The sequence below is a fragment of the Oceanicaulis sp. MMSF_3324 genome (assembly GCF_030733545.1).
Classification (GTDB): Bacteria; Pseudomonadota; Alphaproteobacteria; order Caulobacterales; family Maricaulaceae; genus Oceanicaulis.
On the sequence record NZ_JASHIU010000001.1, the window covers coordinates 182,159 to 198,558 of the forward strand.

Annotated in this window: 9 protein-coding genes; 8 read left to right on the plus strand and 1 reads right to left on the minus strand. The window is 65.5% G+C overall.

Annotation, left to right across the window (positions count from 1 at the left end; genetic code table 11):
* Window positions 1–44 precede the first annotated feature (44 nt).
* The 4 genes from RBA95_RS00910 to RBA95_RS00925 all read left to right on the plus strand — a co-directional run bounded on the left by RBA95_RS00910 (window position 45) and on the right by RBA95_RS00925 (window position 5,669).
* Window positions 45–653: a BON domain-containing protein gene (locus RBA95_RS00910; RefSeq protein ID WP_306014896.1), complete on the plus strand. Its 609-nt coding sequence runs from the start codon at window positions 45–47 to the stop codon at window positions 651–653.
* 200 nt (window positions 654–853) lie between these two features.
* Window positions 854–2,407, plus strand: a complete 1,554-nt coding sequence (locus RBA95_RS00915; protein WP_306014897.1) for a YifB family Mg chelatase-like AAA ATPase — start codon at window positions 854–856, stop codon at window positions 2,405–2,407.
* A 23-nt stretch (window positions 2,408–2,430) separates the two neighbouring features.
* Complete coding sequence (locus tag RBA95_RS00920; RefSeq protein WP_306014898.1) at window positions 2,431–4,278, plus strand: ATP-binding protein; 1,848 nt, start codon at window positions 2,431–2,433, stop codon at window positions 4,276–4,278.
* A gap of 17 nt (window positions 4,279–4,295) precedes the next feature.
* A complete protein-coding gene (locus RBA95_RS00925) occupies window positions 4,296–5,669 on the plus strand; it encodes an MFS transporter (protein ID WP_306014899.1) in 1,374 nt (457 codons plus the stop codon).
* Here RBA95_RS00925 and RBA95_RS00930 read toward each other — a convergent pair whose 3' ends face one another.
* Window positions 5,670–7,958, minus strand: a complete 2,289-nt coding sequence (locus RBA95_RS00930) for an NADP-dependent malic enzyme (protein WP_306014900.1) — start codon at window positions 7,956–7,958, stop codon at window positions 5,670–5,672.
* Window positions 7,959–8,080: 122 nt separating this feature from the next.
* Between RBA95_RS00930 and mutS the strand changes: the two genes are divergently transcribed.
* The 4 genes from mutS (at window position 8,081) to trpS (ending at window position 16,344) form a co-directional block, all read left to right on the plus strand.
* Window positions 8,081–10,768, plus strand: a complete 2,688-nt coding sequence (gene mutS / locus RBA95_RS00935; protein WP_306014901.1) for a DNA mismatch repair protein MutS — start codon at window positions 8,081–8,083, stop codon at window positions 10,766–10,768.
* A gap of 37 nt (window positions 10,769–10,805) precedes the next feature.
* Complete coding sequence (locus RBA95_RS00940) at window positions 10,806–13,622, plus strand: [protein-PII] uridylyltransferase (protein ID WP_306014902.1); 2,817 nt, start codon at window positions 10,806–10,808, stop codon at window positions 13,620–13,622.
* Window positions 13,623–13,625: 3 nt separating this feature from the next.
* Window positions 13,626–15,236 carry a murein biosynthesis integral membrane protein MurJ gene (gene murJ, locus RBA95_RS00945; protein ID WP_306014903.1) on the plus strand — a complete coding sequence of 537 codons (1,611 nt, stop codon included), beginning with the start codon at window positions 13,626–13,628 and terminating at the stop codon, window positions 15,234–15,236.
* A gap of 64 nt (window positions 15,237–15,300) precedes the next feature.
* Window positions 15,301–16,344: a tryptophan--tRNA ligase gene (gene trpS, locus RBA95_RS00950; RefSeq protein WP_306014904.1), complete on the plus strand. Its 1,044-nt coding sequence runs from the start codon at window positions 15,301–15,303 to the stop codon at window positions 16,342–16,344.
* Window positions 16,345–16,400: the final 56 nt, after the last annotated feature.

Below are 16,400 nucleotides of genomic sequence, written 5' to 3' on the forward strand. Positions count from 1 at the left end.
CCTAGGCTGCCGCCTGACACCATCCTCTGAGAAAGACGCTTGTCATGACCCTGTTGAGATATGCCGTTCTTGCGTTCCTCAGCCTCGCCCTGGCCAGCTGCGCCGCGTTTCAGCCGGGCCGGTCGGTCGGACGACAGGTGGATGACTTCAACGCCTCTGTCTCCCTCAAATCCTCCATGTTGCGCGCCGAAGGCTACGCCCTGAACGGGGTGGATGTGGAAGTGACCGAGGGTGTCGCCCTGCTCAGTGGAACCGCGCCCCGGGCCGAGGATCGGGTCTATGCTGAATGTCTGGCCTGGTCGGTTCAGAGCGTCCGCTCTGTGTCAAACCAGATCGAGGTCGGTGGTCGCCGCGGCTTCACCAGCGCCACCCGGGATGGCTGGATCACCCAGCAGGTGCGCTCCCGGCTCGCCTCTGACAGCGCCATACGCAGCCTCAACTTCAATATCGAAACCCATTCCGGCGTCGTTTACCTGCTCGGTTACGCCCGTAGCAGCGCCGAAAGCGAACGCGCCGCCGCACACGCTTCGCTTGTAGAAGGCGTGGAGCGCGTGGTGGTTCTGACCCGGTCGCCGGATGAAACCGTGGCGCTGCCCGCGCGCGGCGCGCAACAGGCGCAGGTCTGTGAGCTGAACCCCGAGCCCACGCCCTAGCCCTCACCCAAAGTCTTAAAAAACAAAGCTCTTTGGCTTCTCATTGATTGCAATTCCGACAGAGTTTCCCCTGTGGGTTGACCTGAGCGCGTCACATATTCTATTAATGTTCTTGTTTTGAACGGGTCTGTTCCGGCCTTTGTGGATAACTCGCGTTAACCGTGTTTTTCGGCTGATTGCATTCATTGAATGAGGGCGCCTTGGGTATACGCACATTCTCAGCCGCATTTGACGGAGCCCAGGCACGTCTGGTCGACGTTCAGGTGCAAATCGCAGGCGGCCTGCCAAACTTCATGATTGTCGGCCTGGCGGACAAGGCCGTCGCGGAAAGCCGCGAACGGGTCCGCGCCGCCTTCGCCGCCGTCGGCCTGTCCTTGCCGTCCAAGCGGTTGATCGTCAACCTGGCGCCCGCTGATCGCCCCAAGGAAGGCGCGCATTACGATCTGCCGATCGCGCTGGGGCTGATGGCCGCCATGGGCGTGCTGCCCACCGACATGCTGGCCGAGCATCTGGTGATGGGCGAGCTGGGCCTGGATGGGGCGCTTGCGCCCTCGCCCGGCGCCCTGCCCGCCGCCATGTTGGCCCAGGAACGCGATCTGGGCTTCATCTGTCCGGAAAGCAGCGGTCCTGAGGCGGCCTGGGCCGGGGGAGAGCTGCCCATTCTGGCGCCCGCCTCCCTGATCCAGCTTGTGAACCATTTCAAGGGCAATCAGGTCCTGTCGCGCCCGGCGCCCGGCGACCTGATCGAAGACGGACCGCACAAGGACCTGCGGGATGTTCGGGGACAGGAGACCGCCAAGCGCGCGCTCGAAGTGGCGGCCGCCGGCGGACATAACCTGCTGATGGTGGGCCCGCCCGGCGCCGGTAAGTCCATGCTCGCCGCGCGTGCGCCCGGCCTTCTCCCCCCTCTGACGTCCCAGGAACTACTGGAAGTCTCCATGGTGCAATCCGTGGCGGGGCTTCTGGATCGCGGCCGCCTGTCGCGCAGCCGCCCTTTCCGGGCGCCCCATCATTCCGCCTCCATGGCGGCGATGGTCGGCGGCGGCACGCGCATCCGCCCCGGCGAAGCCTCGCTGGCCCATCATGGCGTCCTGTTTCTGGACGAACTGCCCGAATTTCATCCCCAGGTGCTCGACAGCCTGCGCCAGCCGCTGGAGACCGGCGAGATCGCCGTGGCCCGCGCCAATGCCCGCATCACCTTTCCGGCCCGCTTCCAGATGATCGCGGCGATGAATCCCTGCCGTTGCGGTTGGGCGGGCGAAAACGGTCAGGCCTGCGCGCGGGGTCCCAAATGCGCCCAGAGCTACCAGGCGCGGGTCTCGGGCCCGCTCCTGGACCGGATCGACCTTCAGATCGACATTCCCCCCGTCACGCCCGCCGATCTCGCCCTGCCGCCGGCCTCCGAAGGCACGGCGGAAGCGGCCGCCCGGATCGCCAATGCTCGCGCCATCCAGCATGAGCGCGGCGCGCTCAATGCGCATCTGACCGGGGACGCCTTTGACGCTCATGCCAGCCCGGATGAGCCCGGGCGCGCCCTGCTTCTTCGCGCGTGTGAAACCCTCGGCCTGACCGCTCGCGGATATCACCGCATCCTGCGCGTGGCGCGCACCCTCGCCGATCTTGATCAATCCGAGCAGGTGCGCCGCATCCATGTGGCCGAGGCCTTGAGCGCCCGACGCGCCACCAGCCCGGGACAGGCCGTCTCCACGCCGCCCCAGCTGAAGACCGGACACGCCCTTTCGACGCTTCGTTAACACGCCGCGCGTAGACAGGGTTTATGGAGCGCGACTGGGATCCCGATTCTGAACCAAGCCCCTTCGCCCAACGCACCCTTCTGGATGCGATGGCGGAGCTGGTGCTGGCGCGCGATTCCTCAGGCCGGGTCACGGAAGTCAACGCCGCGTTTCTCAATGCGTTCGGCGGATCACGACAGGACTGGATCGGGCGCTGGTTCGCCGTCGCTCCAGCGCCCAGCGCGTCTGGCCAGCCCCGTCGCTATGACGCCGCCATGCGTACGCGGGAGGGCGCGGCCTGGATCGAATGGTCGGAAACCACGCTCGAGGACGGCGGCACCATTGCCGTGGGACGCGATGTCAGCGAGGAACGACGCGAGCGGGCGGAGGCCAGCGAGGCGGCCAAGGGCAAATCGGTCTTCTTCGCCTCGGTCACCCATGAATTGCGCACGCCGCTCTCGGGCGCCTTGGGGGCGGCCGCGCTTTTAAAGGACAGCGGCCTGCACTCTGACCAGGCGGCCTATCTCGAAGCGGTCCGGTCGAGCGCCCAGCATGCCCTCAATCTGATTGACGATATTCTCGACCTGTCGCGTCTGGAGGCCGGGCGGCTCACCCTGCGGGCCGAGCCTGTGGATCTGCGCGGCCTGATCGAGGATGCCTGCGAAATTCTGGCTACGCGCGCCGCCGAGAAGGGGCTGGCGCTGGCGCACGCCATCTCCGCTGATGTGCCCGCGGAAATACGCGCTGACCCCGCGCGCTTGCGCCAGATCCTCTTCAATCTGGGCGGAAACGCCGTGAAATTCACCGAAACCGGCGGCGTGCTCGTGCAGGCCAGCTATCATGACGGCGAGCTGAGCCTGGCGTTCAAGGACACAGGTCCCGGCATTTCCAAGACGGATCAGCCTACCTTGTTCAAGCATTTCGAACGCGGCGCCGCCGAACACAACGCCACCCCCGGCGCGGGTCTGGGGCTCGCCATGGTCAAGCGGCTCGCCGAAGCCATGGAGGGCGAGGTCGGCGTCAGTTCCGAGCCGGGCGCGGGCGCAATCTTCTGGACACGTTTCCCGGCGCCCGCGCTGTCCCCGCCCCCTGCAGACAGGCCGCTGGCGGGCTGCACCATAATTGTCGCGTCGGATTCAGAAATCCGGCGCGAGGCCCTGACGCTGAAAGTCCAGGCGCTGGGCGGGCAAACCCTAGAGACCCGCTCCACTTATGCGATCCCGGATCTCGTCAGAGAAGCGGTCGGCCCGACCACGCTGATCCTTGACGCCGACTGGGCGGATCAGGCGCCGGCGATCAAGTCGGACGCACCGCAATTGCGCATTCTGGTGCTGGCCGAACCGCGCACCAAGGATCGCTTCACTCACAAGGATGGCCCGCCCGGCATTGATGGCTGGCTGGTCGCGCCGGTGCGGCTCAAATCCCTGGCCGCCTATGCCCAGGGCCTCGAAGTGATCGACGAGATATCGCCTAAACCGGTCCATCATGGCCGGGCTCTGGAAGGCCTGACCGTGCTTGTGGCCGAAGATGACCCGGTCAACGCCATGATCGCGCGCACGGTCCTGACCAAGCTGGGCGCCGGGGTCGAGGTGGTCGACACCGGCCGCGCGGCGCTGGAAGCGGCGTCCGGCGGCCTGTTTGACGCGGCTCTCCTGGACATGCGCATGCCGGAAATGAGCGGCCTGGAAGCGGCGGTCGCCATTCGCAGCCTGAAAAGCCCGGTCGCCGCTCTGCCGCTGGTCGCGCTGACGGCCAACGCCACAGAAGACGACCGCGCCGCCTGTCTGACTGCGGGCATGGACGCGTTTCTGACCAAGCCCTTGCAGCCCCAGGCGCTGATTGAAACCCTCACCGGCTTGTGCGCCCCGCAAAACCGGGCCAGTTTCGGGTGATCTGACGAGGGATCTTCATGTCGCAGGACATTACCCAGCCCCGGCGCAGCTGGCGGCAAACGGTCCGGGTGTATTTCACCCCGGTCATGCTTTCCATGATTGTGCTGGGCTTTGCGTCCGGCCTGCCGCTCTACATGGTTTTCCAGAAACTGTCCTACTGGCTGCGGGACGCCGGGATCGAGCGCTCCACCATCGGTTTCTTTTACTGGGTGACGCTGTCCTACACCCTGAAATTCCTCTGGGCGCCCATTATCGACCGGGTGCAGATCCCTTTCCTCGCCAAGCTTCTGGGCCCGCGTCGCTCCTGGATCGTCACCGCCATTTCCGGCACGGTGATCGCGCTTGTGATCATTTCCCAGACCGACCCGACCCAGGGCCTGGCGCCGGTGGCGATCGCGGCTTTTCTTCTGGGCTATTCCAGCGCCACCCTCGACGTCGCCATTGACGCCTGGCGCATCGAAAGCGCGCCCAATGACATGCAGGCGAACATGGCCGCGGGATACTCGCTGGGCTATCGCGTCGCCTATATGACGTCCGGACTGGGGCTCGCCATTTCCGAATGGGCGAACTGGAACTGGTCCTTCCTCGCCATGGCGGCGGCCATGGCGATCTCCGCCGGCCTCGTCTTCTTGATGAAAGAACCCGCCACGGGCGCGTACAAGCACGCCCTGACCGGCACGCTGCCCCAGAAAATCGTCAAGGCCGTCGTGGACCCGTTCAAGCAATTCCTGGGACGGCTCGGCTGGTGGCTCCTGCCGGTCCTGCTGCTGGTGACCCTCTACCGGATCAGCGACTTCACCATGGGGGTGATGGCCGCTCCGCTCTATTCCGATCTGGGGTTTGCACGGGACGCCGTCGGCGGCATCCAGGGCGGGCCCGGGCTCGTCTCCACCATGACCGGTCTGTTTCTGGGCGGGATCGCCAGCATGCGGTTCGGCCTGATGCGCGCGCTTGTGATCGGGCTCGTCATCACGCTGATCACCAATGGCGCCTATGCCTGGCTCGCGGCCACAGCAGGCCCGGATGATCTGGGCAAGCTGACCATTGCGGTGGTGGGCGACAACCTCGCGGGCGGTTTTGTGACCACCGTGTTCATCGCCTATCTGTCGAGCCTTGTGGACCCTGACAATGCGGCGACCCAATACGCGCTCCTGAGCTCGTTCTATGCCCTGGTGCCCAAATTCATGGCCGGCTTTTCCGGCGTGCTCGCCGACCAGGTGGGCTGGGTGTGGTTTTTCATCCTGACCGCAGGCTGGACCATCCCGGCCGCACTCTTGCTGGGGCTGGTTCTGGGATTGGGGCCGGCGGCGGCGAAGGGTCAGTTCAAGTTCGCCGAACGCCGGACCACACAAAACAGCTCTGATGAAAACGCAGAGGGCCAGGCGGAGTAATTACTCCGCCGCCTTCACCGCCCGTTCCTCGGACAGGTCGTGCGCCGCCAGCGCAGCGAGCGTCAGAATGTCGTTCACACTCGCGCCCAGACGCGCGATCTGCACCGGCTTCTCAAGCCCCACCAGCATCGGACCCAGCACGGTGGCGCCGCCCGCGGCGCGCATCAGCTTGGTGGCGATGGAGGCGGAGTGAATGGCCGGCATGACCAGTACATTCGCAGGGCCGGACAGGCGCGAGAACGGGTAGAGGCGGCGATGATCGGGGTCGAGCGCCACATCAGCGTTCATCTCGCCCTCGTATTCAAAGTCCACGCCCCGTTCATCAAGATAGCTGACCGCCTTCTGGATGGCGTCCGCCCGGTCGCCCGCCGGATTGCCGAAGGTCGAATAGGACAGGAAAGCCACACGGGGGGTGACGCCGAAGCGCTTGGCCGCCGCGGCGGTCTCCACCGCAATATCCGCCAGCGCTTCGGGGCTGGGGAATTCGGTGACATTGGTGTCGGCGATGAAGAGGGTGCGGCCGCGCGACAACACCAGGCTCATCCCCATCACGCGCTCGTTCTCGGCGGTGTCGAGCACCAGCTTCACATCGCCCAGCGCCTGGGCGTAGTTGCGGGTCACGCCCGTCACCATGCCGTGCGCATCACCCAGCGCCACCATGCAGGCGGCGAAGACGTTCCGGTCATTGTTCACAAGACGCTGCACGTCCCGACGCAGATAGCCGCGGCGCTGCAGGCGCTTGAACAGGAAGTCGGCATAATCCGCATTCTTGTCCGACAGGCGGGCGTTGACGATGCGGATGGCGTCGGATTGAACGCCCAGCAAGCGCATATTGGCGTGCACGGTCTCTTCGCGTCCAATGAGGATCGCCTCGCCCAGACCCTGGTTCTGGAAGGCGTAGGCGGCGCGGATGACCGACGGCTCCTCCCCTTCGGCGAAGACGATGGTCTTTTGCTCGCCCGCGCGCACTTCGTCGTGGATGGATTGCAGGATCGCGGCAGTCGGGTCGAGACGACGCGCCAGCGCGGCCTTGTAGTGCTCCATATCGGAGATGGGCTTGCGCGCCACGCCGGAATCGATCGCGGCCTGGGCCACATAGGGCGGCACATGGCTGATCAGGCGCGGGTCGAACGGGGCGGGGATGATGTAGTCCTTGCCAAACGTCGGACGCGCGCCGTGATAGGCGGCGGCGACTTCATCGGGCACATCCTCGCGCGCCAGCTCGGCCAGCGCCTGCGCGGCGGCGATCTTCATCTCTTCATTGATGGTGCGCGCGCGCACATCCAGCGCCCCGCGGAAGATGTACGGAAAGCCCAGCACATTATTGACCTGGTTGGGATAATCAGACCGGCCTGTGGCCATGATGGCGTCAGAACGCGCTTCGCGCACTTCTTCGGGCGTAATCTCCGGATCCGGGTTCGCCATGGCGAAGATGATCGGGTCGGCCGCCATGGAGCGAACCATCTCCTTGGTCACCGCGCCCTTTACCGACAGGCCGATAAAGCAGTCTGCGCCATTCATCGCCTCTTCCAGCGTGCGCGCCTCGGTATCGGCGGCATGGGCGGACTTCCACTGGTTCATGCCGTTTTCACGGCCCTTGTAGATGACGCCCTTGGAGTCGCACAGAATGGCGTTGTCGTGCTTGACGCCCATGGCCTTGATCAGTTCGAGCACGGCGATGCCGGCCGCGCCGGCGCCATTCACCACCACCTTAAGATCGGCGATGTCCTTGCCCGACAGCTCGCAGGCATTGATGATCCCGGCGGCGGAAATGATCGCGGTGCCGTGCTGGTCATCGTGGAAGACGGGAATATCGAGATATTCGCGCAGCTTTTCCTCGATGATGAAGCAATCGGGACCCTTGATGTCCTCAAGATTGATGCCGCCAAAGCTGGCGCCGAACCGGCGCACGCATTCGATGAAGGCTTCGGGATCGCTCTCATCCACCTCGATATCGATGGAGTCCACATCGGCGAAGCGCTTGAACAGGACCGACTTGCCTTCCATCACCGGCTTGGAGGCAATGGCGCCCAGATCCCCAAGGCCCAGAATGGCGGTGCCGTTCGAGATCACCGCGACCATGTTGCCCTTGGAGGTGTAATCGTAGGCGAGGTCGGGATCGTCCGCGATCGCCTTCACCGGCGCGGCCACGCCCGGGCTGTAGGCCAGCGACAGGTCGCGCTGGGTCGCCATGGGCTTGGTGGCGGTCATCGCCAGTTTTCCGGGCTTGGGATAGCGGTGGAAGTTCAGGGCTTCTTCGTCATCGACGCGAGAACGGCGGTCAGTCATGGCGGGCTCGGAAAACAAGGGATGTGGACAGGTTCAAATCAGCACACTAGCCGCTTCGTCGCAGACAGCAAATCACGCGCTGTCACACTTGCGGCGGACGTTGGCGCGGTTAACTTGCGCGCATGACTCGACACGCTGATCCCGCCGCGCTGAACGCTCGCGCCTTCCCGACCTCAGAAGGCGGCACGCCCATGATGGTGCAGTTTCTCGAACTGCGCGCCGAAGCGCCGCTGGACGCCCTGCTGTTTTACCGCATGGGGGATTTCTACGAGCTGTTCTTTGACGACGCCGTGCGCGCCGCCGAAGCGCTCGATATCGCGTTGACCAAGCGCGGCGAACACCAAGGCGAGCCGGTCTCCATGTGCGGCGTGCCGGTGCACAACGCCCAGATCTATCTGTCGCGCCTGATCAAGGCAGGCTTCAAGGTCGCCGTGGGCGAACAGCTCGAGGATCCGGCCGAGGCCAAGAAACGCGGGTCCAAATCCGTTGTCCGGCGCGGCATCACCCGCATCGTCACCCCCGGCACCCTGACCGAGGATGATCTTCTGGACGCCCGCGCCGCCAACCGCATCGCCGCCATGGCGAAGCTGGCCACCGGCGAGGCGGCGCTGGCCTGGGCGGATGTGTCCGATGGTGAGTTCGCCGCCATGAGCGTGGATGCAAACGAGCTGGAAGCGGAGCTGGCCGCCCTCAACCCGTCCGAGATCCTGTGTTCGGATGACGACGCCAAACTGGCCGCCGAGCTGGCGCCCCATGCCGTCATCACCCCGCGCGCCAAGGCCAAGTTTGATTCCGGCGCGGGCGAGCGTCGCCTGAAGCAGCGCTTTGACGTGCAAAGCCTTGATGGCTTCGGCGCCTTTTCCAAGGCCGAATTGTCCGCGCTGGGCTCTCTGCTCGATTATCTCGAACTGTCCCAGGCCGGCGCTCCGGCGCGCCTGCGTCCGCCGCAAAGCCTGCCGTCTGGCGCGGCCATGGTCATCGACCCCGCCGCCCGGATGAGTCTCGAGATTGATCGCACGCTGCAAGGCTCGCGCAAGGGCTCGCTGATCGATGCGATCGACCGCACGCTCACCGCGCCCGGCGCCCGCTTGCTGGCGGACCGGCTAGCGCGTCCGTCCATGAGCCTGCCCGAGATTCATGACCGGCTCGATGCCGCCCAGTCCTTTTTGGAGAACCGCAGCTTGCGCGAACAGACCCGCGAGCGCCTGAAAGCGGCGGGCGATCCGGCGCGTTGCCTGTCGCGACTCCTTCTGGGCCGGGGTGGCCCGCGCGATCTGGCGCAGCTGTCGCGCGCGCTCAAGGAAGGCGAAAAGCTGATCGCGGGCTTTGCGAAAGACCCGCTCAACGCGCCGCCAGCCCTGATCGGCCGGGCGCTGGATGCGCTCTCGCTGGCGCAAAATCCTGAACTCGCGAGCCTCGTGCAGGAAACCCAGCAGGCGCTGGTCGCGGAACCGCCGCTGCTGGCGCGCGATGGCGGCTTTGTCGCCCCGGGCTGGGCCCCGGCGCTGGATGAAGCGCGCAAGCTGCGTGATGAATCCCGCCGTATCGTGGCGGGCCTGCAGGCGACATACGCCGAGCAATCCGGCGTCAGCGCGCTCAAGGTCAAGCACAACAATGTGCTGGGCTATTTCATCGAGGTCAGCGCCAGGAACGCCGACGCCCTGATGGGCAATGACGCCTTCATCCATCGTCAGACCATGGCGAACGCGGTGCGCTTCTCCACCCCGGAACTGGGCGAGCTGGAAGCCAAGATCGCCCAGGCGGGCGAACGGGCGCTGGCGCTGGAGCTAGAAATCTTCGACGCGTTCCGCACTCGCATCGAGGCGCTGGACGCGCCCATCCGGCGCGCATCGGAAGCGCTGGCGAGCCTCGATGTGGCCGCCGCCACGGCGCATTGGGCCGAAGAAACCGGCGCAGAACGGCCGCAGGTGGAAGACAGCCTCGCCTTTGACATCGAAGGCGGGCGCCACCCGGTCGTCGAACAGGCGCTCGAACGCTCCGGCGAAGGCCGCTTCACCCCCAATGGCTGCCACCTCGATGGTGCAGGCGGCGAGCATCCACGCCTGATGCTGGTCACCGGGCCGAACATGGCGGGTAAATCCACCTTCCTGCGGCAGAACGCGCTGATGGCGATCCTCGCCCAGGCCGGGCTCTACGTGCCCGCCAAATCCGCGCGCATCGGCCTTGTGGACCGCTTGTTCTCCCGCGTCGGCGCCGCCGATGACCTGTCGCGCGGGCGCTCCACCTTCATGGCGGAAATGATCGAGACCGCCGCCATCCTCAATCAGGCGGGCCCTCGCGCGCTGGTGATCCTGGATGAAATCGGGCGCGGCACCGCGACCTTTGACGGCCTGTCCATCGCCTGGTCGGCGGTCGAGCATCTGCATGAGGTCAACCGCAGCCGCGCGCTCTTCGCCACCCATTATCACGAGCTGACCCGCCTCGCCGAAGAACTGGACGCGGCGGGCAATTGCTCGCTCAAGGCCAAAGAATGGAAAGGCGAGCTGATCTTCCTGCACGAGGTGCAGAAAGGCCCCGCTGACCGCTCTTATGGCGTGGAAGTCGCCAAGCGCGCCGGCCTGCCCAAGGCGGCGGTCAAGCGCGCCCAGGAGATTCTCGATCGGCTCGAAAGCGATGATGCGCCGGCGGCGGCCCTGGCGGATCTGCCGCTGTTCTCTGCCCTGAGCGTCGAGCCTGAAAACGAACCCAGCGCCGTGGAGGAACGGCTGAACGGCATCGATCCTGACAGCCTCACGCCGCGTGAAGCGCTGGACGTGCTGTATGCGCTTAAGGCCTTGAGCCAAAACTAAGGCTGACGCGCCCTTCGCACTCGCATAAAATCAAATCATGCGACCCACCACACTCCCTGCGAGCCTTGATGGCCTGCGCCTGCGCGCCGAGCTGTCCGCCGCCACCCGCGACGGCTGGGACAAGCCCGCCAATCGCCAGCTCGCCATGACCCGGCTCAAGCGCTATCTCGACAAGGGCCGGGCGCTGGCCGATACGCGTCTGAACGGGCCCGAAGGCGGTCTGGAGGCGGCGCGCACCTGGTCCGGGGTGATGAACGCCGCGCTGCGCGCCCTGTTTGATTCTATCATTTCGGACTACACCGAAGACGCCATTGAGGGCATCGCCCTGTGTGCGCTGGGCGGCTATGGCGCCGGCGAACTGGCGCCGCAATCGGATATCGATCTGGTCTTCCTGACCGCCGACGCCCCGCCCGATTATGCCCGCGCCGTGATCGAGCAGACCCAGTACGCGATCTGGGACGCCGGCCTGCAGATCGGCGGCGGCGCCGTGCGCACGCTGGATGACGCCATCGCCCTGGCCAAGGATGACCTGTCCGAGCGCACCGCCTTGCTGGACCTGCGGTCCATTTCCGGGGATATCCGCCTGGTGCGCCAGATGCATACTCGGTTTGATGAAGAGATCCGGATCAAGAGCGACGCCGAGTTCGCCGCCGCCAAGCTGGCCGAGCGCGATGAGCGCGTGGATAAACAGGGCGATAGCCGCTATGCGGTCGAGCCCAATATCAAGGACGGCAAGGGCGCGCTGCGCGATCTTCAAACCCTGCGCTGGCTCGCCCAGATCCTTTATGGCGACGATGCGCTGGAGCGCTGGGTCGTGGCGGGCCTGTTCTCCATCGATGACGTGAAACGCTATCTCAGCGCCGCGGATTTCTTCTGGACCGTGCGCTTTCACCTGCATGCGCTGGCGGGTCGCAAGGATGATCGGCTGACCTTTGACCTTCAGCCCGAAATCGCCCGGCGCATGGGGTTCGAGGACACCGACGACCAGCTGGGCGTGGAAGCTTTCATGCGCAGCTATTTCCTCAAGGCCATTGATGTGGGCGCGTTGACGCGCCTTGTCTGCGCCAAGCTCGAGGCGGAAGAGCTCAAGGACCCGCCCGGCGGCCGGTTCCTGCCCGCTGATGGCGTCGCAGATGAAAGCGAGCTGGCCGAACGCGGCTTCACCCTGCATGCCGGACGGGTCGATTTCGCCGATCCGCACGCGCCGGAAACCGATCCGGTGATGATGCTGCGCCTGTTTGAAAAGGCTGCAGCGCGCCATCTCGACCTGCATCCTGACGCCGTGGCCGCCATTGGACGCGGCTTGCGTCAGATCGATGACCGGTTCCGCACCGATCCACGGGCGGCGCGCAGTTTCTTTGCGGTCCTCATGGACGCCGATGATCCGCGCATCATCCTGCGCGCCATGACCGAAGCGGGTCTTCTGGGCGCCTATATCCCCGAGTTCGGCGACATTGTCGCGCGCACCCAGTTCAACATGTATCACCGCTTCACCGTGGACGAGCACACGCTGAACGCGCTGGGCCTGTTACGCCTGCTTGAACAGGGCAAGCTGAACGCCGACCATCCGCTGGCGAGCAAGCTGGCGCCGGAAATCCTGCATCGCCGGGCGCTGCATCTCGCCGTGCTGTTGCACGACACCGGCAAGGGCAAGGGCGACCAGTGCATTGAGGGCGGGGAGAACGCCCGACAGGTCTGTCCGCGTCTGGGACTGGATGATCACGAAACCGATCTCGTCGCCTGGCTGATCGAGAACCACCTTGAAATGAGCGATGTGGCCCAGCGCCGGGACCTGTCCGATCCACGCACCGTGCTCGATTTCGCCGAGAAGGTCGGCACGATGGACCGGCTCAATCTGCTGACCGTGCTGACCGTGGTGGATATCCGCGCCGTGGGGCCGGGTGTCTGGAATGGCTGGAAGGCCCAGCTGCTGCGCGATCTCTATCAGGCGACTGCCGCCGTCCTGAAAGGCGGGGACCGCCGTGACGAGGCCGCCGCCCGTGCGCGCTTGGCCGAACGTGCCGCTTTGGCCCGCAATCATTTCCATGAGGCGTTGTCGCGAATTGATCCCGACTTCACCCGAATCTGGACCGAGGTTCTGGACGAATCCTATTGGCTGGCCTTTGGCGAGGATGACCGCTTCCGCCACGCCGCCTTCGCCCGCGCCGCTTTTGAACGCGGCCAGCCCACCAGCGTGGGCGTCAGGACCGACAAGCGCCGCTCGGCCACCGAGGTCATGGTGCTCACCCCCGACCGGCACGGCCTGTTCGCTGACATTGCCGGGGCGCTGTCACGCGAGGGCGCAAACGTTGTGGGCGCCCAGGTGACGACAACCTCCGACGGGCGCGCCTTTGACGTCTTCTATGTGCAGGAACAGGGCGGCAAGCCGTTTGGCTGGTCCGACAGCTTCATACAGGATCGCCTGCGCGACAGTGTTCAGGACGCCGCCGAGCACGGGCTCTCTGATGAAGACGCGCGCCCCATGCTCAAACCGCTGCGTCGCCGGGAAGCCGCCTTCACCGTCACCCCGTCGGTCAATCTGGATCTGGAAGCCTCTGATGAATCCCTGGTCATCGAAGCCACCGGGCGGGATCGGCCAGGCCTTCTGCATGCGCTGGCGAAAACGCTGTCCGACATTGGATTGTCGCTGGAGGCGGCGCGCATTGACGGCTATGGAGAACGCGCCGTCGACACCTTCTATGTGACCGAGTCTGGCAGCAAACCCTCGGGCGACGCCCGGCTGGCGGGGATCAAGGTGCAATTGATGAATGTTCTCGCCGATGCGGAAGAAGCGGTCGCGATGCACCGCGCCAAACAGGGCCTGGTCGCCACGCCCGCCAGCGCCGGGCGTTAGACGATGCGGCTCCTGCGCTCCTCTGCCGTGGTTGGCGGGTTCACCCTGTTAAGCCGGTTTTTCGGCGTCACTCGCGACATCCTGCTGGCCGCCCGGCTGGGCGCCGGACCGTTGACCGACGCCTTTTTCACCGCACTCCAGTTTCCCAACCTGTTCCGGCGGATCTTCGCCGAAGGCGCCTTCAATTCCGCCTTCATCCCGCTGTATGCGCGGCGGCTGGAAGGGGAGGGCTCTGAAGCGGCGAACCGGTTCGCCAGCGAAGTGCTGTCGGTTCTGACGGTGTCGGTTCTGGCCCTGGTCGTGATCGCCCAGATCATCATGCCCTGGCTGATGTATCCGCTGGGGCCGGGCTTCATCAGCGATCCGGACCTGTTCGCCTATGCCGTGCTGATGACCCAGATCACCATGCCCTATCTGCTGTGCATGTCGATGGCGGCGATGATTTCCGGCGCACTGAACTCCCATGGCCGCTTCGCGACGGCCGCCGCGGCGCCAATCCTGCTCAATGTGGTGCTGATCACCGTGCTGCTCATCGCCCCGGGCGAACGTCGCGATCTGGCGCTCTGGCTATCCATCGGGGTCACGGTATCAGGCGTGCTCCAGACCAGCTGGCTCTATATGACGGCGCGTCGCGCCGGCATCCGGCTGACCTTCCGGGCCCCGCGCCTGACGGCAGGGGTCAAGCGCCTGATCGTACTGGGCGTGCCCGGTGCTGCAGCGGCTGGCGTCACTCACGTGAACCAGCTGGTGTCCGGCTCCATAGCCACCTTGCAGGAAGGCGCGCGCTCCTGGATCTATTATGCCGAGCGTCTGTACCAGCTGCCTCTGGGAGTCATCGGGATCGCCATGGGCGTCGCGCTCCTGCCCGCGCTCTCCAAGCGCTTGCGCGCCGGTGATGATGCCGGCGCCATGGGCGGACAGAACCGGGCGATCGAGATTTCCATGGCGCTGACCCTGCCAGCCGCGGCGGCCTTGCTGGTGATCCCGGACGCTGTTGTCGCGGGTCTGTTCCAGCGCGGCGCGTTTGACGGCTCCGATACCGACCGTACGGCCCTGGCGCTGGCCCTTTACGCAGCCGGATTGCCGGCCTTTGTGTTGATCAAGGTGTTCGCGCCGGGCTTCTTTGCGCGCGAAGACACGCTGACGCCCATGAAATTCGCCGCCGCCTCCATGCTGGTGAATCTCGTCGTCGGCGTGGTGCTGTTCTTTGGCCCCATGGGCTATGCAGGCCTGGCGCTGGGCACCTCGCTGGCAGGCTGGCTCAACGCCCTGCTTCTGGGCGGGACTTTGGTGCGCCGTGGGCAATTCACACCCGATCCGCGGCTCAAGCACCGCCTGTCGCGCATTCTCATCGCCTGTCTGGTCATGATGGCGGCGCTCTGGCTGATCGTGCATTACGGCGAAGCGCCCGCTACGAGCGTGCTGACGGCACAGCTCGGCGCCGCCCTGACCGCGCTCGTGTGGATGGCCGGCCTCGTCGTGTCCGGGTTGGGCGTGTTCGTGGTCTCCACCCTGTTGCTGGGCGGCCTGAAACCGCAGGAATTGCTCGGCGCGCTCAAGCGGGATTCCGGCGCCGCAGTGACACAACAGCGCCCGGACGGCACAGACGCTTGAGGCCCGGGCTTGCGCGCTTTAAGACACAGCCTTCCTCGACCTTGGTTCTCTAGCGGAAAATCCCATGACTGACGCGACGCCTGCCTATTCCGGCCCCGAACGCATTCTGTCCGGCATGCAGCCCACGGGCGGCCTGCACCTGGGCAATTATCTGGGCGCGCTGAAGAACTGGGTGCCCATGCAGGACAGCGGCAAGGAATGCTTCTTCTGCGCCGTGGACATGCACGCCATGACGATCGAGTACGATCCGTCCGTCCTGCCGGACCGGGTGCGCGGCGTGGCGGCGGCCTATATCGCAGCGGGCGTGGACCCCAAGCGCAGCGCCATCTTCGCCCAGTCCGCCGTGCCCGAGCACGCCGAGCTGAACTGGGTGCTCCAGTGCGTCGCCCGCATGGGCTGGATGGAGCGCATGACCCAGTTCAAGGACAAGGCCGGGTCAGGCAAGGACGCCGAACGCGCCAGCGTGGGCCTGTTCACCTATCCGGTGCTGATGGCGGCGGACATCCTTGTGTACAAGGCCACCCATGTGCCGGTGGGCGATGACCAGAAACAGCATCTGGAGCTGGCCCGCGACATCGCCGCCCGCTTCAACCGCGACTTTGGCGGGGATGAAATCATCCTGCCCCAGCCCGAGCCTGTGATCCTGCCGACCGGCGCGCGGATCATGTCGCTCAAGGACGGCAGCAAGAAGATGTCCAAGTCCGATCCCAGCGACAATGCCCGCATCAACCTGCATGACGATGCGGACACGATCGCGCGCAAGATCAAGAAGGCCAAGACCGATCCCGAGCCCCTGCCCGAAACCGCAGACGGCCTGAATGATCGTCCCGAGGCGAAGAACCTTGTGGGCCTTTACGCCGCGCTCACCGGCCAGTCCGTGGCGGACGTGCTGGGCGAGTTCGGCGGCGAAGGCTTTGGCGCGTTCAAGCCCAAACTCGCCGAGGCCGCGGTGGAATACATCGCCCCTGTGAGCGAGGAATATGCCCGCCTTCTCAATGACAAGACCGAGATCGACGCCATTTTGAAAGACGGCGCCGAGCGCGCCCGCGCCGCCGCCCGGCCCGTGCTGGCCGAGGTCCGCAAACTTGTGGGTTATTGGGGCGCTTAATCGCCGCAGGCCGTGCGCTTGCACGGCCCTCAAAAACTCGCCATGTCTAGGCGTAC